Below are 26,281 nucleotides of genomic sequence, written 5' to 3'. Positions count from 1 at the left end.
TAGCCTCCCGGGGCAAGCACAGACGAAACCCGGGAGGTCTCATGAGCACAACCCCGGCGACCGGGCCGGCGCCGGCCCCGGCGATCGAGTTGACCGGCGCCACCAAGCGCTTCCGCACCCCGTCCGGCGCCCTGCACACCGCCGTCCACGATCTCGACCTGACCGTCGGGCAGGGCGAGTTCGTCGCCGTCGTCGGACCCACCGGCTGCGGCAAGTCCACCACGCTGACCCTGGTCAGCGGCCTGGAGGAGCCCACCGAGGGCGAGGTCCGGGTGTACGGCGAACCGGTCGACGGGATCGACCCGCAGGTCGGCTTCGTGTTCCAGCAGGACGCCGTCTTCCCCTGGCGGACCGTGCTGTCCAACGTCATGGCCGGCCCGCGCTTTCGCGGCGTCCCGGCGGCCGAGGCCCGGGAACGGGCCCGTGACTGGCTGGCCCGGGTGGGCCTCGGCGCGTTCGAGGACCGCTATCCGCACCAGCTCTCCGGCGGTATGCGCAAGCGCGTCGCGCTCGCCCAGACCTTCGTCAACGACCCCGGGATCCTGCTGATGGACGAGCCGTTCTCGGCGCTGGACGTGCAGACCCGCGCCCTGATGTCCGACCAGCTGCTGGAGCTGTGGGCCGGTACGGGCTCGTCCGTGGTCTTCGTGACCCACGACCTGGACGAGGCGATCGCGCTGGCCGACCGGGTCGTGGTGATGACGGCCGGCCCGGCCACCGTCAAGGAGGTCTTCACCGTCGACCTGCCCCGCCCGCGCACCGTGGAGGCCGTCCGGCTGGAGCCGAGGTTCGTCGAGCTGTACCGCGAGATCTGGGCTTCGCTCGGCGAAGAGGTGCGCATCACCCGTGAGAGAGGAGCGGGTCGTGCCGCTTGAGACCGTACCGGCCGCGGCCGGAAAGCCCGCAGTGGTCACCGCCACCAGGACGGAAGCCCGCGAACGCGCCGCCCGAAAGCGGAAGTCGGGAGTCTTCGGAGCACGGATCGCGGTGCTCGTGGTCTTCCTCGGGCTCTGGGAGCTGTGTGCCCGGACGGACGTCATCGATCCGTTCAACTTCTCCCAGCCGTCGAAGATCTGGGCACAGATCTGGCAGTGGATCACCCACGGCACGGCCCAGGGCTCGCTCGGCGAGCAGATCGGCTACACCCTCTACGAGGCCCTCACCGGCTGGGTGATCGGGGTCACCGGCGGGGTGCTGCTGGGCATCGCGCTGGGCCGGATCCGCTTCCTGGCCGAGGTGTTCGGGCCCTACATCAAGGTGCTGAACGCCATCCCGCGGATCGTGCTGGCCCCGATCTTCCTGATCTGGTTCGGCCTCGGCCCGGCCTCCAAGGTGGCCTCGGCGGTGGTGCTGGTGTTCTTCCCGGTCTTCTTCAACGCCTTCCAGGGCGCCCGCGAGGTCGACCGCAACCTGGTCGCCAACGCCCGCATCCTGGGCGCCGACAACCGCAGGGTCACCCTGCAGGTGGTCATCCCCGCGGCCACCACCTGGATCTTCACCAGCCTCCACGTCAGCTTCGGCTTCGCCCTGATCGGCGCCATCGTCGGCGAGTACATCGGTGCCACCAAGGGCCTCGGCCTGCTGGTCGCCGCCGCGCAGGGCACCTTCAACGCGGCCGGCGTGTACGCCGCGATGACCATCCTCGCCGTCGTCGCGCTGTTCACCGAGGGGTTGCTGACCTTCGCCGAGAAGAAGCTGTTCCGCTGGAAGCCCGCCGACTCCGGCGACGGCCGCTGACCCCCCACCCCGTTCCGTAGCAGAGAGGCACCCCCACCCATGCGCCCGAACCCGACCGGCAGAGCTGCCGCCGCCGCCCTCGCCGCCGTCCTGCTGTTCCCGCTCGCCGCCTGCGCCAACGACGCCGCCTCCGTCTCCCACAGCGGGGCCGCCCCGGCCGGGCAGAAGGTCGACGGCCCCAAGGTCAAGATCATGGTCGGTGGTCTGGACAAGGTCATCTACCTGCCCGCCATGCTCACCCAGCGCCTCGGGTTCTTCGCCGAGGCCGGTGTCAACGTCGAGCTGATGAGCGAGCCGGCCGGCGTCAACGCCACCACCGCGCTGCTCGCCGGGGACGTCCAGGGCGCGGTCGGCTTCTACGACCACACCATCGACCTCCAGGCCAAGGGCAAGAACGTCGAGTCGGTGGTGCAGTTCTCGCAGGCACCGGGCGAGGTCGAGATCGTCTCGACCAAGCAGGCCGGTGCCATCACCTCCGGCGCCGACTTCAAGGGCAGGAAGCTCGGTGTCACCAGCATCGGCTCCTCCACCGACTTCCTCACCAAGTACCTCGCCGTCAAGAACGGCACCTCGGTGAGCGAGTTCAGCCCGATCGCGGTCGGCGCCGGCCAGACCTTCATCGCCGCGCTCCAGCAGGGCAGCATCGACGCCGGGATGACCACGGACCCGACCGTCGCCGCCATCCTCGACAAGGGCCTCGGCAAGATCCTCTACGACATGCGCACCCCCGAGGGCTCGCGCGCCGCGCTCGGCGGGCTCTACCCCTCGTCCTCGCTCTACATGAACTCCGACTGGGTGGAGAAGAACAAGGACACCACCCAGAAGCTCGCCAACGCCTTCGTCCGGACGTTGAAGTGGATGTCCACCCACAACCCCGAGGAGATCGCCGCGAAGATGCCCGCCGACTACGCGCAGGGCGGCGGCGAGCAGTACGCGGCGGCGATCAAGGCGACCCTACCGATGTTCACCACGGACGGGGTGATGCCCGCCGACGGACCGAAGACCGTCCTCGCGGTGCTCGCCGCCTTCCACCCGGACGTCAAGGGCAAGGAGGGCTCCATCGACCTCGCCCGCACCTACACCACCGAGTTCGTCGACAAGGCCGTCACGGGCTGACCCCTCGCCGACGGTCCCGCGCCCACCCCCACGGGCGCGGGGCCGTCACAGCTCCCGGGTCGACAGCTCCCGGACCGTCGCCACGTCCATCCGCGACGGCGTGCCCGCCGCCTTGCCGCAGCTCTCCGGACGGGCCGGCTCGCTCGCGCCCTCCACGACGTCCACCTCCCAGGCCCGGCCGTCCCGGTGTCGCACGGTCACCAGCCAGCGCCCCGCGCCGACGGACCGCTGGGTCAGGGTCAGCGCGTCCACCTCGGTCTCGCCGACGGCCAACCGCACCGCGTGGTCGGCCGCCTGGCCCGGACGCTCCCAGCCCGAGCAGCCGCGCGACCACTCCGGCACCATGTGCCCGGCCGCCGTCGCCGCCAGCACCTCCTTGGCGCTCTCCGCCGTCAGCCGCCCGTACGCGAAGCCGTACGGCAGCACCAGCATCGTGGGGGAGAAACGGTGCCCGCCCAGGTGCGTCACCTCCCACACCTCGCTGTGCCCGGCCGCCGCCAGCTGGGCCGCCAACGGACGGCCCAGCAGCGCGCAGCAGCGGTCCCGCCGGCCGTTGGTGCACACCAGGGCCACCGGGCCGCCGACGTGCTCCACGCCGAACCCGCCGTGCTCGCCCGCGCCGAGCGCCCCGAAGTCCAGCCCGAGCAGCTCCGCCGGATCCGCCACGTCCGCCCGGCGCACCCAACCGCGGCCCGGCACGGTGTGCGCCACGAACACTTCATGGCGCGCGGTCGGCAGGCAGTCCGCGTGCCGGCCCGGCCGCCGGATCAGTGCCACCCGCACGCCCGTCCCGGCGGCGGCCGCCTCCAGGGCCCGCCCCACCGCGGCGTCCAGATGGCTCTCCGCGAGCGCCTTCGCACCCCACGGCCCGGTCTGCTCGATCAGCAGCCAGGTGGTGGCGGTGGCCGCCGTGGCGGCCAGCGGCTCCAACAGTTCACGCGACAAGGTCGCACAGGTGCTCACGCAGGCAAGGCTACCCTTGGCCCCTTCCACGACAGCGGTCTTGGCACCCGCTTGGCCCCCTCGGACGCCTCCGCGCCGGCCCTCGGGTGCCTCCGCGCCGGCCCCGACGCGTGAAGTCCGCGCCGGCCCCGACGCAGAAGGAGGGGCACCGGACTCCGGCACCCCTCCTCCCACGACCGACGACCGTTACACCGGGCCGGCCACCACGCCGATCGGCGCCGTCACCGGCGTGCCCGAACCGTCACGACGCGGGTCGCGCTCCGGCAGATCCACCGGGGCCCCCTTCGTGCTGGCGGCGCGAGCCGGCGCGACGCCCGCCCAGGCGAAGGCCAGCGCGTCCTCGCCGCGCAGGAACCGCTGACAGCGGACGCCACCGGTGGCCCGCCCCTTGCGCGGGTACTGCTCGAACGGAGTGACCTTCCAGGAGCTCTGCTCCTCACCGGTCAGCGTGCCCGAGGCACCGGCCACCGAGACCACCACCGCGTCCGCGGCCGGATCCACGGCGGTGAACGAGAGCACCCGGGCCCCGTCCGACAGCTTGATCCCCGCCATGCCGCCGGCCGGGCGGCCCTGCGGGCGGACCTGGCCCGCCGGGTAGCGCAGCAGCTGGGCGTCCGAGGCGATGAAGACCAGGTCCTCCTCGCCGGTGCGCAGCTCGACCGCGCCGACCACCTCGTCACCCTCCTTGAGGGCGATCACCTCGAACTCGTCCTTGTTCGCCGGCCACTCCGGCACCACCCGCTTCACCACGCCCTGCACCGTGCCCAGCGCCAGACCCGGCGAGGACTCGTCCAGCGTGGTCAGCGCCAGCGCCCGCTCGCCCGCCTCCAGCCGCAGGAACTCGCCCACCGCGGCACCGCCCGCCAGCGTCGGCGAGGGCGTCGGCGGCAGCGCCGGCAGATCGATCACCGGCAGCCGCAGCACCCGGCCCGCCGACGTCACCACACCGATGTCCGCACGCGCCGTGGCCGGCACCGCCGAGACGATCACATCGTGCTTGGACCGCTTCTCCGACACCTCGAACGGCTCGCCGTCCGCCGTCCGCGCCAGCAGACCCGTCGAGGAGAGCAGCACCCGGCACGGGTCGTCCGCCACCTCCAGCGGAACGGACAGCGCCGCCGACGGAGCCGCGCCCGCCTCCAGCAGGACCGTCCGCCGCTCGGTGCCGAACTGCTTGGACACCGCGCCCAGTTCGCTCGACACCACATTGCGCAGCCGGGTGTCCGACTCCAGGATCTCGGTCAGCTCCGCGATCTCGGAGTTGAGCTTCGCCTGCTCCTCCTCCAGCTCCACCCGGTCGAACCGGGTCAGCCGGCGCAGCGGCGTGTCCAGGATGTACGCGGTCTGCGTCTCCGACAGCGAGAAACGCTCCATCAGGCGTTCCTTCGCCTGCGCCGCGTTGTCGCTCGACCGGATGATCGCGATGACCTCGTCGATGTCGACCAGCGCCACCAGCAGGCCCTCGACCAGGTGCAGCCGCTCCTGGCGCTTGCGCCGACGGAAGTCGCTGCGCCGGCGGACCACCTCGAAGCGGTGGTCGACGTAGACCTCCAGCAGCTCCTTCAGACCCAGCGTCAGCGGCTGGCCGTCCACCAGCGCCACGTTGTTGATGCCGAAGGTCTCCTCCATCGGCGTCAACTTGTAGAGCTGCTCCAGCAGCGCCTCCGGCACGAAGCCGTTCTTCACCTCGATCACCAGCCGCAGCCCGTGCTCGCGGTCGGTGAGGTCCTTGACGTCCGCGATGCCCTGCAGCTTCTTCGCGTTGACCAGGTCCTTGATCTTCGAGATCACCTTCTCCGGGCCGACGTTGTACGGCAGCTCGGTGACCACGATGCCCTTGCGGCGGGCCGTCACGCTCTCGACCGACGTCGTCGCACGGATCTTGAAGGTGCCGCGGCCCGACTCGTACGCGTCCCGGATGCCCGACAGGCCGACGATCCGGCCGCCCGTCGGCAGATCCGGCCCGGGCACGAACCGCATCAGCGTGTCCAGGTCCGCGTTCGGGTGCTTGATCAGGTGCCGGGCCGCCGCCACCACCTCGGACAGGTTGTGCGGGGGCATGTTGGTCGCCATCCCGACCGCGATCCCCGTCGCACCGTTCACCAGCAGGTTCGGGAACGCGGCCGGCAGCGCCAGCGGCTCCTGCTCGCTGCCGTCGTAGTTCGGCCCGAAGTCGACGGTGTCCTCGTGGATCGACTCCACCATCGCCATCGACGCCGCCGTCAACCGCGACTCGGTGTAGCGCATCGCGGCCGGCGGGTCGTCGTTGCCCAGCGAACCGAAGTTCCCGTGGCCGTCGATCAGCGGCAGCCGCATCGAGAACGGCTGCGCCATCCGGACGACCGAGTCGTAGATCGACGCGTCACCGTGCGGGTGCAGGCGACCCATCACCTCGCCCACCACGCGGGCGCACTTCACGTGCGCGCGGTCCGGCCGCAGGCCCATCTCGTTGGCCTGGTACAGGATCCGCCGGTGCACCGGCTTCAGACCGTCCCGCGCGTCGGGCAGCGCACGCGAGTAGATCACCGAGTAGGCGTACTCCAGGAAGGAGCCCTGCATCTCGTCCACGACGTCGACGTCGAGGATCCGCTCCTCGAAATCTCCGGGCGGCGGGGTCTGCGAACTGCGGCGGGCCATCGCGGCGGGGCTCCCTTACGTCTCGCTTGCTTCTCGTCTGCGTCAGTCGTCGTCTGCGTCTGCCGTTGTGCGCCGGCCCCGTCGACTGTCGTCAACAGGGCCCGGCGCCCCCATTGTGGACCCTCGCGCCGACACTCCAAGCCAGCGCCCCTCTTCCGCCCCTGGCGAACGCCCGGTCCGCGCGGACACATCCGAGCCCTCCCCGCGTTGCACCACAATGGGGGACGCCACACGAACCCCCGACATCGACGACGGGAAGGACCCGAGCGCATGGCCAACCCGGCCCCCGCATCCGCCTCCACCGGAGGAACTGGCGCTGCCATCGCCATCACCGAGCACCGCCTGGCCAACGGCCTGCGCGTCGTCCTCTCCGAGGACCACCTGACCCCGGTCGCCGCCGTCTGCCTCTGGTACGACGTGGGCTCCCGCCACGAGGTGAAGGGCCGCACCGGTCTGGCCCACCTGTTCGAGCACCTGATGTTCCAGGGCTCGGCCAACGTCTCGAACAACGGCCACTTCGAGCTGGTCCAGGGCGCCGGCGGCTCGCTCAACGGCACCACCAGCTTCGAGCGCACCAACTACTTCGAGACCATGCCCGCCCACCAGCTGGAGCTCGCCCTCTGGCTGGAGGCCGACCGGATGGGCTCGCTGCTCGCCGCCCTGGACGAGACGTCCATGGAGAACCAGCGCGACGTCGTCAAGAACGAGCGCCGCCAGCGCTACGACAACGTCCCCTACGGCACCGCCTTCGAGAAGCTCACCGCGCTCTCCTTCCCCGACGGCCACCCGTACCACCACACCCCCATCGGCTCCATGGCCGACCTCGACGCCGCCACCCTGGCGGACGCCCGGGCGTTCTTCAGCACCTACTACGCGCCGAACAACGCCGTCCTCTCCGTGGTCGGCGACATCGACCCCGAGCAGACCATCGCCTGGGTCGAGAAGTACTTCGGCTCCATCCCCGGCCACGACGGCAAGCAGCCCCCGCGCGACGGCACCCTCCCCGACACCTTCGGCCGGGAGATCCGCGAGCACATCCACGAGGACGTCCCGTCCCGTGCCCTGATGGCCGCCTACCGCCTCCCGCACGACGGCACCCGCGAGGCCGACGCCGCCGACCTGGCCCTCACCATCCTCGGCAGCGGCGAGTCCAGCCGGCTCTACAACCGCCTCGTCCGCCGCGACCGCACCGCCGTCGCCGCCGGATTCGGCCTGCTCCGCCTCGCCGGCGCCCCCAGCCTCGGCTGGCTCGACGTCAAGACCTCCGGCGACGCCACCATCGAGCAGATCGACGCCGCCGTCGACGAGGAGCTCGCCCGCTTCGCCGCGGAGGGCCCCACCGCCGCCGAACTCGAGCGCGCCCAGGCCCAGATCGAGCGCGAGTGGCTCGACCGGCTCACCACCGTCTCCGGCCGCGCCGACGAACTCTGCCGCTACGCCGTCCTGTTCGGCGACCCCAAGCTGCTGGGCAGCGCCCTCCCCAAGGTGCTCGACGTCACCGCCGAGGAGGTGCAGGCCGTCGCCCAGGCCCGCCTGCACCCGCGGAACCGGGCCGTCCTGGTCTACGAGCCCACCACCGCCGACGACACCGACGCCGACGAGACCGCCGCCACCACCGAAGAGGAGGGCGCTGCCGCATGAGCACCGACTACGTCCCCGCCATGACGTTCCACCCCCAGCCCCAGCCCGGCACCGCCAGCCCGTGGGCGTTCCCCGCCCCCGAGCGCGCCGCCCTCGGCAACGGCATCACCGTGCTGCACTGCCACCGCCCCGGCCAGCAGCTCGTCGCCGTCGAGGTGCAGCTCGACGTCCCGCTCGCCGCCGAACCCGAGGGCCTCGACGGCATCGCCAACATCCTCGCCCGCGCGTTCAACGAGGGCACCGACACCCTCACCGCCGAGGAGTTCGCCGCCGAGCTGGAGCGTGCCGGCGCCACCCTCGACGCGCACGCCGACCACCCCGGCCTCCGGGTCTCCCTGGAGGTCCCGGCCTCCCGGCTCCAGCGCGGCCTCGGCCTGCTCGCCGACGCGCTGCGCGCGCCCGCCCTGCCCGACGACGAGATCGAGCGCCTGGTCGCCAACCGGCTCGACGAGCTCGTCCACGAGCAGGCCAACCCCGCCCGCCGCGCCGCCAAGGCCCTCTACGCCGAGCTCTTCGACGGCGCCGACCGCCTCTCCCGCCCCCGCGGCGGCACCGCCGAGACGGTCAAGGCCATCGACCGGGCCGCCGTCAAGGCCTTCTACGAGGCCCACGTCCGCCCCGCCACCACCACCGTCGTGGTGGTCGGCGACCTCACCGGCACCGACCTGCCCGCGCTCCTGGAGACCACCCTCGGCGCCTGGACCGGCACCACCGCCGAGCCCACCGTGCACGCCCCGGTCGCCGCCGACGACACCGGCCGCGTGGTCATCGTCGACCGGCCCGGCTCGGTCCAGACCCAGCTGCTCATCGGCCGCATCGGCCCCGACCGCCACGACCCCGCCTGGGCCGCCCAGATCCTCGGCACCTACTGCCTCGGCGGCACCCTCACCTCCCGCCTGGACCGCGTCCTGCGCGAGGAGAAGGGCTACACCTACGGCGTCCGGGCCTTCGCCCAGCCGCTGCGCTCCGCCGCGGACGGCTCCGGCCGCGCGCTGATCGCGATCAGCGGCTCGGTGGACACCGCGTCCACCGCCCCGGCGCTCGCCGACACCTGGACCATCCTGCGCACCCTCGCCGCCGAAGGCCTCACCGACGCGGAGCGCGACGAGGCCGTGCAGTTCCTGGTCGGCGTGGCCCCGCTGAAGTACGAGACCGCGGGCTCGGTGGCCGGCACCCTGGCCGACCAGGTCGAGCAGAACCTGCCGGACGACTACCAGGCCGAGGTCTACCGCAAGCTCGCCGAGCTGCCGACGGCCGCCGCCACCGAGGCCGTCGTCGCGGCCTTCCCGTCGGACCGGCTGGTCACCGTCCTGGTCGGCGACGCCGCCACGATCGCCGACCCGGTGCGCGCGCTGGGCATCGGCGAGGTCACCGTGGTCACCGCCTGACACCCCCGGTGGGCCGGGCCCGGTGGAGCACTCCGCTCCGCCGGGCCCTTCCGTTTAATTCCCTTGCGGGCCCCGGAGGCCGCGTGGGTAGATATCCCCGGCAACGGCACACACGTACGAGAGGAGGCGGTCACCATGCGGGTCGAGCGAACCATACGACGCTCCCCAAGGCCGTACTCCCTCTGTGCCAGGGGCGTCTGAACCCCACCCCCGAACTTCCCCGAGCCGCACCGGGACTCTTCGCGCGGCACCCCACCTAGGCTTGATCCAGCCGACCTTTGGAGGTCGTTCCACCATGTCGTACACCGAGGTACCCGGAATCCGCGTCCCGATCCGGATGTGGACCGACCCGGCCACCGTCGAGGGCCAGGCCATGGAGCAGCTGCGCAACATCAGCTCGCTGCCCTGGCTGCACGGCCTCGCCGTGATGCCGGACGTCCACCTGGGCAAGGGCGCCACGGTCGGCTCCGTGATCGCGATGAAGGGCGCCGTCTGCCCGGCGGCGGTGGGCGTCGACATCGGCTGCGGGATGAGCGCGGTCAAGACATCGCTGACCGCCAAGGACCTGCCCGACGACCTCTCGCGGCTGCGCTCGAAGATCGAGCAGGCCATTCCGGTCGGCCGCGGTCTGCACACCGACCCGGTCGACCCGAAGAAGCTCCACGGCTTCGCCACGGCGGGCTGGGACGACTTCTGGGAGCGCTTCGACGGGGTGGCCCACGAGGTCAAGTGGCGCCGCGAGCGGGCCATGCAGCAGATGGCAACGCTCGGCGGAGGAAATCATTTCATAGAAGTGTGTGTCGATAGCACTGGAGTGGTGTGGCTGATGCTGCACTCCGGCTCCCGGAACATCGGCAAGGAGCTGGCGGAGCACCACATGGGCGTCGCCCGGTCGCTGCCGCACAACCAGGGGCTGGTCGACCGCGATCTCGCGGTCTTCATCTCGGACACCCCGCAGATGGCCGCCTACCGCGAGGACCTCTTCTGGGCGCAGGAGTACGCCAAGAAGAACCGTGCGGTGATGATGGCGCTCTTCCAGGACGTCGTCCGCCGTGAGTTCGTGAAGGCGAAGGTCACCTTCGACGAGGTGATCAGCTGCCACCACAACTACGTGTCGGAGGAGCGGTACGACGGCGTCGACCTGCTGGTGACCCGCAAGGGTGCGATCCGGGCCGGCTCCGGCGACTTCGGCATCATCCCCGGTTCGATGGGCACCGGCTCCTACATCGTCCGCGGCCTCGGCAACGAGGCGGCGTTCAACTCGGCCTCGCACGGCGCCGGCCGCAAGATGAGCCGCACCGCCGCGAAGAAGCGGTTCAGCACGCAGGACCTGGTCGAGCAGACCAAGGGCGTGGAGTGCCGCAAGGACAGCGGCGTCGTGGACGAGATCCCCGGTGCGTACAAGTCGATCGAGAAGGTCATCGAGCAGCAGAAGGACCTCGTCGAGGTCGTGGCCCACCTGAAGCAGGTCGTCTGCGTCAAGGGCTGACGGGCTGCTCAAGCACCCCGGGCATGCGGAAGGGGGGCACCGCCGCGGCGGTGCCCCCCTTCTCGTGACGGTGCTCAGGCAGCGGCCGGCAGCTCGTCGAGGCCCTCCTGGACCAGCTTGGCGAGGCGGTCCAGGGCCTCGTCGGCGCCCTCGGCGTCGGAGGCGAGGATGACCTCTTCGCCGCCCTGGGCGCCGAGGCCGAGCAGGCCGAGCATGGAGGCGGCGTTGATCGGGTTGCCGCCGGGCTTGGCGATGGTGATCGGCACGCCGGTGGCCGTGACGGCCCGGACGAAGACGGAGGCGGGACGGGCGTGCAGGCCCTCGGCCCAACCGATGGTGACGCGGCGCTCAGCCATGAGACGTGCCTTTCCGGTGAAGCTGGTCATGGCCGGATACAGGGGGGTACGGCCATGTTGTCTAGACCAGTGTTGCACGCAGGCAACCCCTTCGAGCCGCCGCGTTCAGGACTTGTGATTGTTTCTTTCGGGGGCATAACCCCCGGCCAGTGGCCGTGTCCACCCTCCCGCGAGGACACCTCCGGCGCCATTCGGCTCGCCGCCGGATAACCTGACGAATGTGGACGACTCCGCGGTACCGAGCCCCGAGCAGAACCCGCAGGATCCGCAGAACCAGCCGGGTCCGCAGCGTCGGCCGGACCAGGACGCGGATTACCCGCAGCACTGGGAGGCCGACATCCTGCTGCGTGACGGCGGCACGGCCCGGATCCGGCCGATCACGCCCGGCGACGCCGGCCGGCTGGTCGAGTTCTACGAGCAGGTCTCGGACCAGTCCAAGTACTTCCGCTTCTTCGCGCCCTATCCGCGGCTCTCCGACAAGGACGTCCGCCGCTTCACCCACCACGACTTCGTGAACCGGGTCGGCCTCGCCGTGGTGATCCGCGACCAGTTCATCGCCACCGTCCGCTACGACCGGATCGACGCCGACGGCCGCCCCTCCGAGACCGGTACCGACGCCGAGGTGGCGTTCCTGGTGCAGGACGCCCACCAGGGCCGCGGCGTCGCCTCCGCCCTGCTGGAGCACATCGCCGCGGTCGCCCAGGAGCGCGGCATCCGCCGTTTCCAGGCCGAGGTGCTGCCGGAGAACCGCAAGATGGTGAAGGTCTTCACCGACGCCGGCTACACCCAGCACCGCAGTTTCGCGGACGGCGTGGTCCACCTGGAGTTCGACCTGGAGCCGACCGCCGCCTCGCTCGCCGTGATGCGGGCGCGCGAGCACCGGGCCGAGGCGCGCTCCGTCCAGCGGCTGCTCACCCCGCGCTCGGTCGCCGTGATCGGCGTCTCCCGCCACCCGCAGACCGTCGGCCGGGCGATCCTGCGCGACCTGCTCGGCGGGCTGCCCGGCGGTGACGACCGCCGCGTCTACGCGGTGAACCGCAACGCCCCGCCCGGCACCGAGCTGGACGGGGTCCCGGTGCACCGCTCGGTCCTGGAGATCCCCGGCCCGGTGGACCTGGCCGTGGTCGCCGTCCCGGCCGCCGCCGTTCCCGCCGCCGTCGCCGACTGCGGCGCCCACGGCGTGCAGGGCCTGGTGGTGGTCACCGCCGGGTACGCCGAGACCGGCCCGGAGGGTCGCGACCTCCAGCGCGCACTGGTCCGCCAGGCCCGGGCGGCCGGTATGCGGGTGATCGGCCCGAACGCCTTCGGCCTGATCAACACCGACCCCGATCTCCCGCTCAACGCCTCGCTCGCCCCCGTCCTGCCGCAGCGCGGCGGCTTCGGCATCTTCTGCCAGTCCGGCGCGATCGGCGTCGCCCTGCTGGAGGCCGCCCACCGCCGGGGCCTGGGCATCTCCTCCTTCGCCTCGGTCGGCAACCGCTCCGACGTCTCGGGCAACGACTTCCTCCAGTACTGGGCGGAGGACCCGGCCACCGACGTGGTGCTGCTCTACCTGGAGTCCTTCGGCAACCCCCGCAAGTTCACCCGGATCGCCCGCCGGCTCGCCGCCGTCAAGCCGATCGTGGTGGTCAAGGGCGCCCGCCACACCGGCAGCCTGCCGCCCGGCCACGCCGTCCCGGTCACCGCCAGCGGGCTGCGCGACGCCACCGTGGACGCCCTCTTCCAGCAGGCCGGCGTCACCCGGGTGGAGACCATCACCGAGCTGTACGACACCGGGGAGCTGCTCGCCCTCCAGCCGCTGCCGCCCGGTGACCGGGTCGCCGTGGTCGGCAACTCCGACTCGCTCGGACTGCTCACCCACGACGCCTGCCTCAGCGCGGGCCTGCGCCCCCGCACCCCCGTCGACCTCACCACCGCCGCCACCGGTGAGAACTTCCGGATCGCGCTGGACGTGGCGCTCGAAGACCCGGGCGTGGACGCGGTGATCGCCGTCGCCATCCCGCCCATCGGCACCTCCGCGCATGCGTTCATGGGGGGCCGGCTGGCCGGCCCGGACGACCCGGAGATGGGCTCCGACGACCCCGAGATCGCCGCCGCCCTGCTCGAAGCGGGCGAGCGCGCACGGGAGTTGGGCAAGCCGCTGGTGCTCGCCCACCTGGCGCTGACGGACCTGCCGAGCAGGCTGCGCCCGGGTGGCATCCCCGCCTACCCGGCGCCGGAGCGGGCCGTCCGGGCCCTCGCGCACGCCGTCCACTACGCCGGGTGGCGCCGCCGGACGGCCGCGGCGGAGGAGACCGCCCGCGTCCCGGAGCTGGACCGGATCGACGAGGGCGCCGCCCGCGGCCTGGTCGAGGCGGCGCTCAGCACCCGCACCGCGGCCCGCCCGTCGCCCACCACCACCCTCACCCGCGGCGCCACGCGCCGCACCCTCCTCGCCCGCACCCAGCCCGGCGGCGCGCCGATCACGCTGCCGGACGCCGACACCACCGCGCTGCTCGCCCACTACGGCATCGACGTCTCCCCGACCCTGCCCGCGCCCGACGAGGAGGCGGCCGTCCGGGCCGCCACGACGCTCGGCTACCCGGTGGCACTCAAGGCGACCGCCCCGCACCTGCGCCACCGCCCCGACCTCGGCAGCGTCCGCCTCGACCTGACCGGTGAGCCGGGGCTGCGCCGGGCCCACCGCGAGCTGGACGCGCTGCTCGGCGGGGCCGCCCAGGCCGAGCTGGTGGTGCAGCGGCTGGCCCCGCGCGGCGTGGACACCGTGATCGGCGCCACCGTCGACCCGGCGGTGGGCGCGATCCTCTCCTTCGGCCTGGCCGGCGCCCCCGCCGAACTGCTCGGTGATGTCGCCCACCGACTCGTTCCCGCCACCGACCAGGACGTCGCCGGACTGATCCGCGAGGTCCGGGCGGCGCCGCTGCTGTTCGGCTGGCGGGGCGCCGAGGCGGTGGACACCGGCGCGCTGGAGGAGCTGCTGCTGCGGGTGTCGCGGCTGGTGGACGACCTTCCGGAGGTCGCCTCGGTGGACCTCGAACCCGTGGTCGTCGCCCCGCACGGACTGGCGATCCTGGGGGCGCGAGTGCGGATCGCTCCCCTGCCCGTCCGCAGCGATCTGGGCCCGCGCGCGATGAGCACGCTGTAACCTTCCTTGGTTGCGCCCTGCCCGGGGGCGCTGTTGTCCGGAAGCTCGGCGCCGCGCCGCCCGCTTCGTCGGCGGACCATGCCAGGATGGAGTTATGGCGAAGACCGGTACCACCACCACTCAGGACCTGCGCTCGGCGATCGAGCGCAGCGGCTACTACCCGGCCCTGGTGTCCGAGGCGGTCGAGTCCGCGGTGGGTCCCGAGCCGATCAGCTCCTACCTGGTGCACCAGGAGACCACCTTCGACGCCAACGAGGTGCGCCGGCACGTCACGGTGCTGGTGCTGACCCCGACCCGTTTCGTGGTGAGCCACACCGACGAGCAGTCCGGCGGCGAGGCCGGCCCCGCGGTGCCCTACGCGACCACGTCCACCGAGAGCGTCCGGCTCGACCGGATCGGCTCGGTCGTGGTGAGCCGGATGGTCGCCAACCCGGAGACCTACACCCCCGGCACGCTGCCGCGCGAGGTCGTGCTGACCATCGGCTGGGGTGCCGTGCAGCGCCTGGACCTGGAGCCGGCCGGCTGTTCGGACCCGAACTGCGAGGCCGATCACGGCTACACCGGTTCGGCGACCGCTGACGACCTGTCACTTCGGGTCAGTGAGGCGGGTGACGGCCCGGAGACGGTCGCCCAGGCCCTGGTGTTCGCCCGCGCGCTCTCCGACGCCACGATCAGCAACGGCCCGCGGGTCTGAGCGGACGCACCGGAAGCCAGGAAGTCAGCCTCTCAGCCATGTCCTTCGCACCCCACGGCCACGACGCCTTCGAGATCCTCGACCCCGCCACCGCCCCGGCACCGCCGTACGGCGGCGGCTCGCTCTGCGACCTGCTGCCCTCGGTGGCGGCCGGGCTCGGCGTACCCGGCTTCACCGCCACGCTGCCGATCGCGCCGGCCGACCGGGTGGTGGTGTTCCTGGTCGACGGCCTCGGCTGGGAGCTGCTGCTGCGCCACCCCGAGTACGCGCCGTTCCTCTCCTCGCTGGCGGGCAGCTCGCTCGGCGGCACCGGCCGCCCGCTGACCGCCGGCTTCCCGTCCACCACCGCCACCTCGCTGGCCTCGGTGGGCACCGGGACCCCGCCCGGCCTGCACGGTCTGGTCGGCTACACGGTGGCGGTGCCGGGCGCCGGCCACCTGATGAACCAGCTGCGCTGGCAGCCGCCGGTCGACCCGCGCACCTGGCAGCCGTACCCGACGGTGTTCCAGCAGACGCACGCCGCCGGGGTGGCGACCGCCCAGGTCTCCTCGCCGCTGTTCGCGCAGACCCCGCTGACCAGGGTGGCGCTCTCGGGCGGCTCCTTCCTCGGCCGCACCACCGGCGAGGAGCGGATGGACCGGGCGGCCCGCTGGCTGGCCGAGCACGACCGCGCCCTCGTCTACACCTACGTGAGCGAACTGGACGGCGCGGGGCACCGGTTCGGCGTGGACTCCGACGACTGGCGGATGACGCTGGACGCGGTGGACCGGCTCGCCCGGCGCCTGGCCGAGCAGCTGCCGCCGCGCTCGGCGATGTACGTCACCGCCGACCACGGCATGATCGACATCGCCCCGGAGGACCGGATCGACTTCGACGAGGACTGGGAGCTGGGCGCCGGCGTCGCCCTGCTCGGCGGCGAGGGCCGGGCCCGGCACGTGTACGCGGTGCCGGGCGCGGCCGCCGATGTGTACACGGTCTGGAGCGAGGTGCTCGGTGACCGGATGTGGGTGGCCACCCGCGACGAGGCGATCGCCGCCGGCTGGTTCGGGCCCTCGGTGGACGAGCGGGTCCACCTGCGGATCGGCGACGTGGTCGCCGCCGCCCGGGACGACATCGCCGTGATCGCCTCCCGCAACGAGCCCGGCGAGTCCGCGATGATCGGGTTGCACGGCTCGATGACCCCGGTCGAGCAGTTCGTGCCCCTGCTCGAGGTCCGCTCGTGAACCTCCCCGATGTGAAAGGCCTTTGCACCACCCATGGCTGAACTGGTGTTCTTCTCGGGCACGATGGACTGCGGGAAGTCGACGCTCGCGCTCCAGATGGACCACAACCACGCCGCCCGCGGCCGGCAGGGGATCATCCTCACCCGCAACGACCGGGCCGGCGCGGCCACCATCTCCAGCCGGCTCGGCCTGCGCGCCGAGGCGGTCGAGGTGCCGGACGACTTCGACTTCCACGCCCACGTCGTGCACCGGCTCTCGGCCGGCGGCCGGGTGGACTACCTGATCTGCGACGAAGCCCAGTTCTTCGCCGCCGAGCAGGTCGACCAGCTGGCCCGGGTCGTGGACGAACTCGGCATCGACGTCTTCACGTTCGGCATCACCACCGACTTCCGGACCCGGTTGTTCCCCGGCTCCCAGCGGCTGATCGAACTGGCCGACCGGGTCGAGGTGCTGCAGGTCGAGGCGCTCTGCTGGTGCGGCGCGCGGGCCACCCACAACGCCCGCACGGTGGGCGGCGTGATGGTGGTCGAGGGCGCCCAGGTCGTGATCGGCGACATCTCGGTGCGCGAGGACGAGGTCGGCTACGAGGTGCTCTGCCGCCGCCACCACCGCCGTCGGCTGACCGCCGCCACCGCCCGCGTCTCGGTGCTCTCCCCGGACGTGCTGCCCTTCGAGGAGCAGCAGGCCTGACGGCTCCTACCGGAGCCCCGTCTGCAGTACCGAGAAGTGCCCGCCCTGCGGGTCCGCCAGCCGGGCCACCGGGCCGCGCCCGCTCCGGTGCGGCTCCACCAGCACCCGGCCGCCCAGCGCGACGGCGCGACGGGCCGTCAGTTCGACGTCCTGGACGGCGAAGTGGACCCGCCAGCGCGGTGGGTGGCCGCGCAGCTCGGCGCCGTGCCGGATGCCCGCCACCGGCCGGCCGTCCACCAGCAGGGCGGACTCGGCGCCGGCGGGTGCCACCGGCCGCCCGAGCACCGCGCCGTAGAAGACCGCCGCGCCCGTCTCGTCCGGAGTGAGCAGCTCGGCCCAGGCCGGTCCGCCGGGCTCCGGGCCGGCCTCGCGGCCGAGGTGCTCCTCGCCCTGCCAGAGGCCGAAGGCCGCGCCGGAGACGTCGGCCGCGATCGCCAGCCGCCCGGCGCGCTCGGCCTGGAGCGGTCCGACCGCCACCGTTCCGCCGCACTCGCGCACCAGTTGGGCCGTCCGGTCGGCGCTGTCGACCGCGAAGTAGGTGGTCCACTGCACCGGGAAGCCGGGCACCGAGGCGACGCCGAGGCCGGCGACCGGGGCGCCGCCCGACTCGGCCCGGACGTAGGCGCCGAGTTCGGTGGGGCCGGGTGTGTACGTCCAGTCGAGCAGCCGGCCGTAGAACGCGCGGGCGCCGGCCAGGTCGTCGGTCATCAGGCTGACCCAGCACGGTGTGCCCTGGGCCAGCCGGAGTGTCACCGCGGGCATGCGGGCCTCCTCACGGGCGGTCGGCGCAGGGAGCTGCGCACGTGAGGGTGATGGTTCCACCCTGGCGCGCGTCGAACCCTCGGGCCGCGCGGAAAGTCCGGCAAAGACCGCACAAAGAGCGTCGAGTTGGTGGTGCTGCGCGAGAATGACCGCCATGACGACCTCTCACGATGACTCCCCGCTGGTTTCGGTGGCCGGCCTGCGCGAGGCGCTCGCCTCGCAGCGCCCGCCGGTGCTGCTCGACGTGCGCTGGCAGCTCGGTGGCCCGCCGGGCGTCGAGGACTACGCGGCCGGCCATCTGCCCGGCGCGCTCTTCGTCGCGCTGGACACCGACCTCGCCGCCCCGCCCGGGCCGCCCGGCCGTGGTGGCCGTCACCCGCTGCCCGACCCGGAGGAGTTCGGCGCCGCGCTGCGGCGGCTCGGGGTCCGTGCCGACCGCCCGGTGGTGGTGTACGACGGTGCGACCTCGCTGGCGGCGGCCCGTGCCTGGTGGCTGCTGCGCTGGGCCGGCCATCCGGACGTGCGGGTGCTGGACGGCGGGTTCGCCGCCTGGCAGGCGGCCGGGCTGCCGGTGACCACGGAGGTCGAGGCGCCGGAGCCGGGCGACTTCAAGCCGGTGCCCGGGCAGTTGCCGACGGTCGACGGGGACGGTGCGGCCGCGCTGGCCCGGACCGGTCTGCTGCTGGACGCGCGGGCGGGGGAGCGCTACCGCGGCGAGACCGAGCCGATCGACCCGCGGGCCGGTCACGTCCCGGGGGCGCTCTCCGCGCCGACCACCGAGAACGTCGGCCCGGACGGGCGGTTCCGGCCGGCCGCCGAGCTGGCCGAGCGGTTCCGCGCGCTGGGGGCGGGCGAGCGGGAGACCGCGGTGTACTGCGGTTCGGGGGTGACGGCGGCCCATCAGATCCTCGCCCTGGCGGTGGCCGGGCTGCCGGCCGCGCTGTACCCGGGCTCGTGGAGCGAGTGGTCGAGCGACGCGAGCCGCCCGGTGGCGGTCACCGACCAGCCGGGCTGACCCCGGCCGGTCCGGGGCGGTACGACGCGGTGGGGGCGGGAGGCCGACCGGCCTCCCGCCCCCACCGCGAATCCTGCGGTCCTACTCCTGCTTCTTGCGCCGGCTGCCGAAGACGATCTCGTCCCAGCTCGGCACGGTGGCGCGGCGCCCGGGCCGGACACCGTCCGCCTCGGCCTGCCGGTCGGTGGTGCCGACCAGTCGCTCCCGGTGCGGGGCGACCGCGCGCGGCATCAGGATGTCCGCGTACGCCGAGCCCGCGCCGACCGCGGGTGCGGCGGCGGCAGGCTCCTCGGTCTCCTCGGCGACCTCGGCGGGCAGCACCGGCTCGATCGGGGCGGGGCCCACCGCGAGGTCCCCCCGGAAGGCGGGGACGACGTCGAGCAGGCTGGTCAGCGAGTCGCGCGACTCGGCGGTGGCCTCACGGGACTCCCGCACCTCGCGGGAGGACATGATGCGGTCGGCCGAGGGCCGGTCGATCATCGGGCGCGGCGGGCGCTCCTGGGGGAGCCGGGCGATCCGCGGGATGAACGGGAAGACCGACTCCTCCTCGCGCTCGACGTTCTCGCCGATCAGCGCGCGGGCCTCGTCGTCGTTCGGCTGGACCAGGCGTCGCGGCGGGTCGTACGTCCAGGACGCGCTGCGGCCCTCGCCGTCGGCACGGTAGTAGAGGATGACCTCCCAGGTGCCGTCGTCGCGCCGCCAGGAGTCCCAGCGCTCGGTGTCCTTCTCGGCGCCGCGCAGCGCGAGCCGCTCGGCGACGGCCTCGCCCAACTGCGGTCCGGAGGACTCGCCGTGGCGGCGGATCGCGGTCTTGCGGGCCCGCTCGGCCATGAAGGCGCGCTCCGCGAGCACCGGCCCTTCGAAGCGGCGGACCCGGTCCACGGAGATGCCGGCCGCCTGCGCGACCTCCTCGGCGGAGGCACCGGCTCGTATCCGCGCCTGGATGTCCCGGGGGCGGAGGTGGCTCTCGACCTCGATCTCGATCTGGCCGAGGCGCGGACGGTCACCACGGATGGCGGCGCGCAGCCGCTCGTCGATGGGGAGGGTGTACTCCGTGCTGTCGGCGGCCTTGAGCACCAGCCGTGTGCCGTCGTTGCTGACGGCCACAACCCGCAGTTCGGGCACGGTTACCTCCCGGGTGGTGCCTGCCGACGTCACCTGCGTCGCTGCTCCCGTACTGAGTGTGGCCTGCCCGCTCGCGACTGGCCACAACCTTGCTGAGTTCCCCGGCGTGTCGGGCTTACGCCCGGTCACACCGCTGTGGCACGGTTGCCTTTTTGCCACGTCATCCGTCGACGTCGCGCCTGGGTGTCCCGGCCGTCCCTCGCACGCGCAGTGACGCGACGATCCGGGACGGGCGTCGCCGTGCGTGCCTGCGCCGTGGCTCTTTGTCAATCTGCCGCTTGATAGGCAGTCGACAAGTCGACCCAAGGCTCAGGCTTTACGAACAGTACTCCATTCGTGGCATCCAAAGGGGCGGCTCGCCGCTCAAGTCTCCCGCGATTCACGGGAATCTCAAGAGCGCGCACCCCCAATGGCCGACGGCCGACCGAAGCACGGTGATCATCTTCACATATATCTCCCGCACAGAACCGCATTTTCGACCCTTGTGTCCTTCTTTGGGCAAGATGGAGTGACTTGTTCGAAGACCAGTCGTACTGACCGAGGGATGTCGATGCCGGAGCAGAAGCCCGCCGAGGAGGGCGGCAAGGAAGGTCGCAGGCGAATTGACCTGAGTGTGGCTCAGGTCGCGGCGAGTGCGCTGGCCACCGTGGTGGGCGCCCTGCTCGCCTCCGAACTCGGCGTCTACGGAACCATTCTGGGTGCCGCGGTGGTCAGTGTCGGCGCGACCACCGGTGGTGCGGTGTTCCAGCACATCTTCCGGCGCACCGGCGAGCAGCTGCGCGAGGCGGTGGACCGAACCGGCCCCGGGCCGGCGGTGAACGGGCTGCGCCAGGTGCCGGATTCCGACACGCGGGCGCCGGTGATCTCCCCGGACTGGAACGCGCCGCAGGTGGTCCGGGCGCGTCGACGCTGGACGTGGAAGTCGTACGCGGCGATGTCCGCGCTGGTCTTCGTACTGGCGATGACGCCGATACTCGCCTTCGAGCTGGCGACCGGGCAGCCGGTGTCGGCGACGGTGAAGGGGGAGTCGGGCAGCGGCACCTCGCTGGGCGGCACCGTCGCGCCCAAGCCGTCCGACCCGCCGGCGGCCGATCCCTCGGGCGGGCCGGCGGGCACTCCGTCACGGGGCCCGGGCAGTGCGTCGCCCTCGCCGTCGGCCGGTGGGAGCGGTGCGGCCTCGCAGCCGGCCGCCCCGGGCGGGAGCCCGGGCGCGGGGAGCAGCGGCACGGCCTCGCCCTCGGCGGGCCCGAGCGGGACGCCGTCGGCGGATCCGTCCGCCGGAGCCTCCACCTCACCGGCCGCGCCGACCGGGACCGCCTCGAAGCCGGCCGGCACGGCGACCCCGCAGCCGCCGGCCCCGAGCGGCGCACCGGCCGGGGCCTCCCCGGCGGCCGCCGCGCCGACCGGCCCGGCCGGCGGCTGACCTCCGTCGTGCCGCCCGGCCGGGCGGCGGCGGTCAGGCGCCCAGCACCCGCCGCAGGTAGTCGTTGCCGAAGACGCGCTGCGGGTCGAGCTCGTCGCGCAGCGCGGTGAAGTCGGCGAAGTGCGGATAGACCCCGGCGAGGTAGCCGGCGTCACGGGTGTGCAGCTTGCCCCAGTGCGGGCGGCCCCGGTGGGCGGTCATCAGCTTCTCCACCTCGGTGAAGTAGCCCTGCTCGGCCGTGCCCCGGTAGAGGTGGACGGCGATGTAGGCGGTGTCCCGGCCGCTCGCGGTGGAGAGCCAGAGGTCGTCGGCGGGGGCGAACCGGACCTCGACGGGGAAGCTGATCCTCCACTCGGAGCGCTCGATCAGGGACCTGAGCTCGCGCAGCACCTCGGCGAGGGCCTCGCGCGGCACGGCGTACTCCATCTCGATGAAGCGGACCTTGCGCGGGCTGGTGAACACCTTGTGGGCGGTGTCGGTGTAGCTGCGGTCCGACCAGGCGCGGCTGGCCAGCGAGGCGATGGTCGGGACGCTGCGGGGGAAGCGCCGGCCGACCCGGCAGGCGCCCTCCCAGACCGTGTTGGAGAGGAAGTCGTCCTCCAGCCACCCCTTGAACCGGGGCAGCGGGGCGGCCGGACCCTGGCTGCGGTTGTTGCGCTTGGTGGCGCAGCGGTCGGTGTGCGGGAACCAGTAGAACTCGAAGTGCTCGTTCACCGAGGTGAGGTCGTCGAGCCGGTCGAGCACCTCGTCGAAGCGCATCGGCTGCTCGTGGGCGGTGAGCAGGAAGGCCGGTTCGACGGCGAGGGTCACCGCGGTGATCACGCCGAGCGCGCCGAGGCCGAGCCGGGCGCCCGCGAAGAGCCGCGGGTCCTCGGTGGGCGAGCAGTGCCGGACGCTGCCGTCGGCGAGGACGATCTCCAGGGCCCGGATCTGGGCGGCGAGCGAGCCCGAGTCCCGGCCGGTGCCGTGGGTGCCGGTGCTGGTCGCGCCGGCCACCGTCTGCACCTCGATGTCGCCCATGTTGGTGAGCGAGAGCCCGGCGGCGGCCAGCAGGCGGTTGAGCCGGGCGAGCGGGAGGCCGGCCTCGACGGTGACCGTGCCGGCCTCGCGGTCGATGGAGCGGACGGCGGTCATCGCGTACGGGCGGACCAGGACGCCGCCCTCGGCCGAGGCGATCGCGGTGAAGGAGTGGCCGGAGCCGACCGCCTTGACGGTGTGCCCCTGCCCCGCGGCCCGGGTGATCTCCTTGGCCAGTTCCTCCGCCGTGCCGGGCGTGACCACCTTGGCGGGGTGGGCGCTCTGGTTGCCGGCCCAGTTGGTCCAGCGGGTACGGGGTGCGGTACTGGCCTGGGGCATGCGGTGCCTCCTGCTCCGTGGCCGAACGTGTTCGGCGCGCTCCGGGGCGGCGCGACCGCCCCAGGGGTCCCTACCCGCGGGTAGGCCCCGCGAGTAGGGAGGAGATTAGTCAGTTCACCGTTCGAGGTCTACGGTCTGGGCGGCCGGCGGCCCGGCCTCGGCGGCGGCCAGGCCGGCCCCGAGGCGCCGCAGGCCGATCAGGGCGGTCAGCACGCCGAACACCCCGGCGGTCACCGGCACCCAGTAACCGGCGGCGGCGCCGGAGGCGTCCACCACCCAGCCGCCGGCGGAGGAGCCGAGGGCGACGCCGAGGGCGAGCCCGGTGGTGGTCCAGGTCATGCCCTCGGTGAGCTGGGAGGCCGGCACGAGCCGCTCGACCAGGGCCATCGCGGTGATCAGGGTGGGGGAGATGGCGATGCCGGCGACCAGCAGGGCGGCGCCGACCGCCATCAGCCCGCCCACGCCCTGCACCGACTCGGCGACCAGCAGCAGCGGCACCATGCTGAGGGCCATGAACAGGACGCCGCCGAAGAACCGGGCGGCCATCGAGCCCTTGAGCCGGAGGGTGCCGAACACCACGCCGGCCAGGCAGGAGCCGAAGGCCCACAGGGCCAGGATCACGCTGGCGACCGGCTTGTGGCCCTGGGCCTCGGAGTAGGCGACGGTGACGACCTCGACCGAGCCGAAGATCGCACCGGTGGCGACGAAGGTCAGGATCAGCACCTGGAGGCCGCGGTTGAGGATCACCGAGCTGCCGGCGTGCCGGGCGGCGGGGTGGACGGGGGGCTCGGTGGAGCGCTGCCCGGCGAACAGCACCACGCCCACCGTGAGGAAGAGCCCGGCGAGCAGGACGCCGGCCTCCGGGAAGACGGCGGTGGCCAGGCCGATGGACAGGATCGGGCCGACGATGAAGCAGATCTCGTCGACCACGGCCTCGAAGGAGTACGCGGTGTGCATCTTGGGCGCGTCGTCCCGGTAGAGGTGGGCCCAGCGGGCGCGGACCATCGCGCCGGTGCTCGGCATCACGCCCATGCCGGCCGCGAAGAGGAACAGCGTCCAGTCCGGCGCCTCCAGGCGGGCGCAGAGCAGCAGGCCGACGGCGGCCACGACGGTGATCGCGGTGGCCGGCAGGACGATCCGGCGCTGTCCGTGGCGGTCCACCAGCCGGGAGACCTGCGGCCCGAGCACGGCGGCGGACACCGCCAGCGTCGCCGAGACCAGGCCCGCCACCCCGTAGGAGCCTCTCAGCTGGGAGAGCATGGTCACGATGCCGATCCCGGTCATGGAGATCGGCAACCGGGAGACGAAGCCGGTGGTGGAGAAGGCCAGACTGCCGGGGGCGGCGAATATCTGGCGGTAGCTGGACAGCACGGGAGCTCCGCGGGGGTAAGGAACGAGGCTGGACTACACAGCTTACGTACCTTGGCAAACAGTATTTTCCGGACACCGGTGCGGCCCCGCCACCGAGGTCCGGCCCCTCAATGGCAGGATCGGTCCCATGTCCGACGTGCGCAATCCCTCCCCCTCCGGGGCCGCTCCCTACGACGCCCTGCTGCTGCTCTCCTTCGGCGGGCCCGAGGCCCCCGAGGACGTCGTCCCCTTCCTGGAGAACGTCACCAGGGGGCGCGGCATCCCGAAGGAGCGGCTCAAGGAGGTGGGCAAGCACTACTTCATGTTCGGCGGCGTGAGCCCGATCAACGAGCAGAACCGCGAGCTGCTGGCCGCGCTGCGCAAGGACTTCGCCGAGCACGGACTCGACCTCCCGGTCTACTGGGGCAACCGCAACTGGGCGCCCTACCTGACCGACACCCTGCGCGAGCTCGCCGCCGACGGGCACCGCCGCGTCGCCGTCCTCGCCACCAGCGCCTACGCCGGCTACTCCGGCTGCCGGCAGTACCGGGAGAACCTCGCCGACGCGCTGGCGCGGCTGGCCGAGGAGGGACTGCCCGAGCTGCGGGTCGACAAGCTCCGGCACTTCTACAACCACCCCGGCTTCGTCGAGCCGATGATCGACGCCACCCTGGCCGCGCTGGCGCGGCTGCCCGAGGAGGTGCGGACCGGCGCCCGGCTGGCGTTCACCACGCACTCCGTCCCGGACACCATGGCGCAGACCTCCGGCGCCCCGGACGACCCGGCCCGCGGCCGGCCCGGCGGCGCCTACGTCGCCCAGCACCTGGACGTCGCCCGGCTGATCGTGACGGCCGTCGCCGAGCGGACCGGCGTCGCCGACCGGCCCTGGGAGCTGGTCTTCCAGAGCCGCAGCGGCGCCCCGCAGACCCCGTGGCTGGAACCCGACATCTGCGACCACCTGGAGGCGGAGCACGCGGACGGCGCGCCCGCCGTCGTGATGGTCCCGATCGGCTTCGTCTCCGACCACATGGAGGTCAAGTACGACCTGGACACCGAGGCGGTGGCCAAGGCCGCCGAGCTCGGCCTGCCCGTCGCCCGCGCGGCCACCGTCGGAGCCGACCCCCGGTTCACCGCCGCCGTGCGGGAGCTGGTCCTGGAGCGGGCCGCCGCCGAGCGGGGCGCACCGGTGACCCGCTGCGCCCTCGGTGCGCTCGGCCCCAGCCACGACGTGTGCGCGGTGGCCTGCTGCCCGAACCCGCGCGCCCCCCGCCCGGCCGCCGCCGAGCGCTGACCCCGTCCCGAGGAGATCCCGTGCCCAGCCCCGGACTGCCCGACGACCTGCCCGATGCCCTGCTCGACGAACTGCTCGACGTCGCGCTGGACGCCGCCCGCCGGGCCGGCGCCCTGCTGCGCGACAACCGGCCCGCCGACCTGGGCGTGGCGGGCACCAAGAGCAGCCCGGTCGACGTGGTCACCGAGATGGACCTCGCCTCCGAGAAGCTCGTCCTGGAGCTGATCGGCACCCGCCGCCCGGACGACGGCTACCTCGGCGAGGAGGGGGCCGAGCGGCCCGGCACCAGCGGCGTCCGGTGGGTCGTCGACCCGCTCGACGGCACCGTCAACTACCTCTACGGACTGCCCTCCTGGGCCGTCAGCGTGGCCGCCGAGCTGGACGGCCGGGCGGTCGTCGGCGTGGTGTACGCCCCGGAGCGCGGCGAGCTCTTCCAGGCGGTGCTGGGGCGGGGCGCCCTGCTGGACGGCCGCCCGGTGACGGCCCGCCCGGCCCCGCCGTGGGGGCAGGCGCTGATCGCCACCGGCTTCAACTACGTGCAGTCGGTGCGGGTCCGGCAGGCCGAGGTGCTGCTCGCGCTGATGCCGGAGGTCCGTGACATCCGCCGGGGCGGGGCCGCCGCCGTGGACCTCTGCGACGTCGCGGCCGGGCGCCTGGACGGCTACTACGAGCGCGGGCTGGCCCCCTGGGACCGGGCGGCCGGCTGCCTGATCGCGACCGAGGCCGGCGCCCTGGTCGGCGGCCGCCCCGGAGGGGGGCCGGACGGCGAGCTGACCGTGGCGGCCGGTGCCGATCATCTGGGAGTTGACGAGGCCGGCCCCGGCTCCCTGGAGCAACCGGGCGGCCACCAGCACCCAGGGCTCGGTGGCGGTCGCGGAGA

At 73.2% G+C, this 26,281-nt stretch carries 21 protein-coding genes; 14 read left to right on the top strand and 7 right to left on the bottom strand.

Translation table 11 applies throughout. The features are described 5' to 3' along the window. Positions 1 to 41 precede the first annotated feature (41 nt). Genes ACWDRR_RS21020 through ACWDRR_RS21010 form a run of 3 tightly spaced genes read left to right on the top strand, consistent with a single transcriptional unit; the run spans position 42 to position 2,853 of the window. Positions 42 to 875 (top strand): ABC transporter ATP-binding protein, encoded by an 834-nt coding sequence (locus tag ACWDRR_RS21020; protein WP_449773687.1) that lies wholly within the window; start codon positions 42 to 44, stop codon positions 873 to 875. Beyond that, positions 865 to 1,737 carry an ABC transporter permease gene (locus tag ACWDRR_RS21015; protein WP_449773686.1) on the top strand — a complete coding sequence of 291 codons (873 nt, stop codon included), beginning with the start codon at positions 865 to 867 and terminating at the stop codon, positions 1,735 to 1,737. The genes ACWDRR_RS21020 and ACWDRR_RS21015 overlap by 11 nt, the downstream gene beginning before the upstream one ends. A gap of 39 nt (positions 1,738 to 1,776) precedes the next feature. Next, positions 1,777 to 2,853 (top strand): ABC transporter substrate-binding protein, encoded by a 1,077-nt coding sequence (locus ACWDRR_RS21010; protein ID WP_449773685.1) that lies wholly within the window; start codon positions 1,777 to 1,779, stop codon positions 2,851 to 2,853. 45 nt (positions 2,854 to 2,898) lie between these two features. Here ACWDRR_RS21010 and ACWDRR_RS21005 read toward each other — a convergent pair whose 3' ends face one another. Further along, the gene (locus ACWDRR_RS21005; protein WP_449773684.1) at positions 2,899 to 3,816 is read right to left on the bottom strand and encodes a sucrase ferredoxin; all 918 of its coding nucleotides are present in this window, start codon (positions 3,814 to 3,816) and stop codon (positions 2,899 to 2,901) included. A 186-nt stretch (positions 3,817 to 4,002) separates the two neighbouring features. Continuing rightward, complete coding sequence (locus ACWDRR_RS21000; protein ID WP_449773683.1) at positions 4,003 to 6,453, bottom strand: DNA gyrase/topoisomerase IV subunit A; 2,451 nt, start codon at positions 6,451 to 6,453, stop codon at positions 4,003 to 4,005. A gap of 270 nt (positions 6,454 to 6,723) precedes the next feature. On the opposite strand from ACWDRR_RS21000, the gene ACWDRR_RS20995 reads away from it, so the two are divergent. The 3 genes from ACWDRR_RS20995 (at position 6,724) to ACWDRR_RS20985 (ending at position 10,971) form a co-directional block, all read left to right on the top strand. Next, positions 6,724 to 8,094 carry a M16 family metallopeptidase gene (locus ACWDRR_RS20995; RefSeq protein ID WP_449773682.1) on the top strand — a complete coding sequence of 457 codons (1,371 nt, stop codon included), beginning with the start codon at positions 6,724 to 6,726 and terminating at the stop codon, positions 8,092 to 8,094. Beyond that, a complete protein-coding gene (locus ACWDRR_RS20990) occupies positions 8,091 to 9,482 on the top strand; it encodes a M16 family metallopeptidase (RefSeq protein ID WP_449773681.1) in 1,392 nt (463 codons plus the stop codon). The genes ACWDRR_RS20995 and ACWDRR_RS20990 overlap by 4 nt, the downstream gene beginning before the upstream one ends. A 295-nt stretch (positions 9,483 to 9,777) precedes the next feature. After that, positions 9,778 to 10,971 carry an RtcB family protein gene (locus tag ACWDRR_RS20985; protein WP_449773680.1) on the top strand — a complete coding sequence of 398 codons (1,194 nt, stop codon included), beginning with the start codon at positions 9,778 to 9,780 and terminating at the stop codon, positions 10,969 to 10,971. A gap of 74 nt (positions 10,972 to 11,045) precedes the next feature. On the opposite strand, the gene ACWDRR_RS20980 is transcribed toward ACWDRR_RS20985, so the two are convergent. After that, entirely contained in the window at positions 11,046 to 11,327 is a 282-nt protein-coding gene (locus ACWDRR_RS20980) for an HPr family phosphocarrier protein (protein ID WP_380575344.1), read from the bottom strand. Positions 11,328 to 11,547: 220 nt separating this feature from the next. Here ACWDRR_RS20980 and ACWDRR_RS20975 point away from each other — a divergent pair, with 220 nt between their 5' ends. The 4 genes from ACWDRR_RS20975 (at position 11,548) to ACWDRR_RS20960 (ending at position 17,079) form a co-directional block, all read left to right on the top strand. Beyond that, positions 11,548 to 14,472 carry a bifunctional acetate--CoA ligase family protein/GNAT family N-acetyltransferase gene (locus ACWDRR_RS20975; RefSeq protein WP_449773679.1) on the top strand — a complete coding sequence of 975 codons (2,925 nt, stop codon included), beginning with the start codon at positions 11,548 to 11,550 and terminating at the stop codon, positions 14,470 to 14,472. A 94-nt stretch (positions 14,473 to 14,566) separates the two neighbouring features. Continuing rightward, complete coding sequence (locus ACWDRR_RS20970; RefSeq protein ID WP_329489885.1) at positions 14,567 to 15,166, top strand: DUF5998 family protein; 600 nt, start codon at positions 14,567 to 14,569, stop codon at positions 15,164 to 15,166. A 38-nt stretch (positions 15,167 to 15,204) separates the two neighbouring features. Continuing rightward, a complete protein-coding gene (locus tag ACWDRR_RS20965; RefSeq protein ID WP_449773678.1) occupies positions 15,205 to 16,389 on the top strand; it encodes an alkaline phosphatase family protein in 1,185 nt (394 codons plus the stop codon). A 33-nt stretch (positions 16,390 to 16,422) separates the two neighbouring features. Further along, complete coding sequence (locus ACWDRR_RS20960; protein WP_449773677.1) at positions 16,423 to 17,079, top strand: thymidine kinase; 657 nt, start codon at positions 16,423 to 16,425, stop codon at positions 17,077 to 17,079. A 6-nt stretch (positions 17,080 to 17,085) separates the two neighbouring features. Here ACWDRR_RS20960 and ACWDRR_RS20955 read toward each other — a convergent pair whose 3' ends face one another. Continuing rightward, a complete protein-coding gene (locus ACWDRR_RS20955) occupies positions 17,086 to 17,841 on the bottom strand; it encodes a VOC family protein (RefSeq protein ID WP_449773676.1) in 756 nt (251 codons plus the stop codon). Positions 17,842 to 17,995: 154 nt separating this feature from the next. Here ACWDRR_RS20955 and ACWDRR_RS20950 point away from each other — a divergent pair, with 154 nt between their 5' ends. Next, positions 17,996 to 18,856, top strand: coding sequence for a sulfurtransferase (locus ACWDRR_RS20950; RefSeq protein WP_449773675.1), 861 nt, complete (start codon positions 17,996 to 17,998; stop codon positions 18,854 to 18,856). Between the two features lie 81 nt (positions 18,857 to 18,937). On the opposite strand, the gene sepH is transcribed toward ACWDRR_RS20950, so the two are convergent. After that, the gene (sepH, locus tag ACWDRR_RS20945; protein ID WP_387883721.1) at positions 18,938 to 20,014 is read right to left on the bottom strand and encodes a septation protein SepH; all 1,077 of its coding nucleotides are present in this window, start codon (positions 20,012 to 20,014) and stop codon (positions 18,938 to 18,940) included. 517 nt (positions 20,015 to 20,531) lie between these two features. Here sepH and ACWDRR_RS20940 point away from each other — a divergent pair. Further along, the gene (locus tag ACWDRR_RS20940; RefSeq protein ID WP_449773674.1) at positions 20,532 to 21,404 is read left to right on the top strand and encodes a hypothetical protein; all 873 of its coding nucleotides are present in this window, start codon (positions 20,532 to 20,534) and stop codon (positions 21,402 to 21,404) included. Positions 21,405 to 21,437: 33 nt separating this feature from the next. Here the strand turns inward: ACWDRR_RS20940 and ACWDRR_RS20935 are convergent, their stop codons facing one another. Together ACWDRR_RS20935 and ACWDRR_RS20930 are read right to left on the bottom strand one after the other, a co-directional pair. Next, a complete protein-coding gene (locus ACWDRR_RS20935; protein WP_449773673.1) occupies positions 21,438 to 22,760 on the bottom strand; it encodes a D-arabinono-1,4-lactone oxidase in 1,323 nt (440 codons plus the stop codon). A 114-nt stretch (positions 22,761 to 22,874) separates the two neighbouring features. Beyond that, the gene (locus tag ACWDRR_RS20930) at positions 22,875 to 24,131 is read right to left on the bottom strand and encodes an MFS transporter (protein WP_449773672.1); all 1,257 of its coding nucleotides are present in this window, start codon (positions 24,129 to 24,131) and stop codon (positions 22,875 to 22,877) included. 127 nt (positions 24,132 to 24,258) lie between these two features. Between ACWDRR_RS20930 and ACWDRR_RS20925 the strand changes: the two genes are divergently transcribed. Both ACWDRR_RS20925 and ACWDRR_RS20920 read left to right on the top strand, forming a co-directional pair. Next, complete coding sequence (locus tag ACWDRR_RS20925) at positions 24,259 to 25,401, top strand: ferrochelatase (RefSeq protein WP_449773671.1); 1,143 nt, start codon at positions 24,259 to 24,261, stop codon at positions 25,399 to 25,401. 47 nt (positions 25,402 to 25,448) lie between these two features. After that, positions 25,449 to 26,281, top strand: an 833-nt coding sequence (locus ACWDRR_RS20920; protein ID WP_449773758.1) for an inositol monophosphatase family protein, incomplete at its 3' end; no start/stop codon positions are given.

Source organism: Kitasatospora sp. NPDC003701 (assembly GCF_053587085.1).
The sequence above is the reverse complement of the archived record's forward strand: the minus strand, read 5'-3'. Positions and strand labels throughout refer to the sequence as shown.

Bases quoted from the DNA above. Each gene is read 5' to 3' on its own strand.
- ACWDRR_RS20995 (WP_449773682.1), top strand. From the start codon at position 6,724: ATGGCCAACCCGGCCCCCGCATCCGCCTCCACCGGAGGAACTGGCGCT.
- ACWDRR_RS20965 (WP_449773678.1), top strand. From the start codon at position 15,205: ATGTCCTTCGCACCCCACGGCCACGACGCCTTCGAGATCCTCGACCCC.
- ACWDRR_RS21010 (WP_449773685.1), top strand. From the start codon at position 1,777: ATGCGCCCGAACCCGACCGGCAGAGCTGCCGCCGCCGCCCTCGCCGCC.
- ACWDRR_RS20940 (WP_449773674.1), top strand. From the start codon at position 20,532: ATGCCGGAGCAGAAGCCCGCCGAGGAGGGCGGCAAGGAAGGTCGCAGG.
- ACWDRR_RS20935 (WP_449773673.1), bottom strand. From the start codon at position 22,760: ATGCCCCAGGCCAGTACCGCACCCCGTACCCGCTGGACCAACTGGGCC.
- ACWDRR_RS20990 (WP_449773681.1), top strand. From the start codon at position 8,091: ATGAGCACCGACTACGTCCCCGCCATGACGTTCCACCCCCAGCCCCAG.
- ACWDRR_RS20955 (WP_449773676.1), bottom strand. From the start codon at position 17,841: ATGCCCGCGGTGACACTCCGGCTGGCCCAGGGCACACCGTGCTGGGTC.
- ACWDRR_RS21000 (WP_449773683.1), bottom strand. From the start codon at position 6,453: ATGGCCCGCCGCAGTTCGCAGACCCCGCCGCCCGGAGATTTCGAGGAG.
- ACWDRR_RS21020 (WP_449773687.1), top strand. From the start codon at position 42: ATGAGCACAACCCCGGCGACCGGGCCGGCGCCGGCCCCGGCGATCGAG.
- ACWDRR_RS20980 (WP_380575344.1), bottom strand. From the start codon at position 11,327: ATGGCTGAGCGCCGCGTCACCATCGGTTGGGCCGAGGGCCTGCACGCC.
- ACWDRR_RS20960 (WP_449773677.1), top strand. From the start codon at position 16,423: ATGGCTGAACTGGTGTTCTTCTCGGGCACGATGGACTGCGGGAAGTCG.
- ACWDRR_RS20985 (WP_449773680.1), top strand. From the start codon at position 9,778: ATGTCGTACACCGAGGTACCCGGAATCCGCGTCCCGATCCGGATGTGG.
- ACWDRR_RS20925 (WP_449773671.1), top strand. From the start codon at position 24,259: ATGTCCGACGTGCGCAATCCCTCCCCCTCCGGGGCCGCTCCCTACGAC.
- ACWDRR_RS20970 (WP_329489885.1), top strand. From the start codon at position 14,567: ATGGCGAAGACCGGTACCACCACCACTCAGGACCTGCGCTCGGCGATC.
- ACWDRR_RS20950 (WP_449773675.1), top strand. From the start codon at position 17,996: ATGACGACCTCTCACGATGACTCCCCGCTGGTTTCGGTGGCCGGCCTG.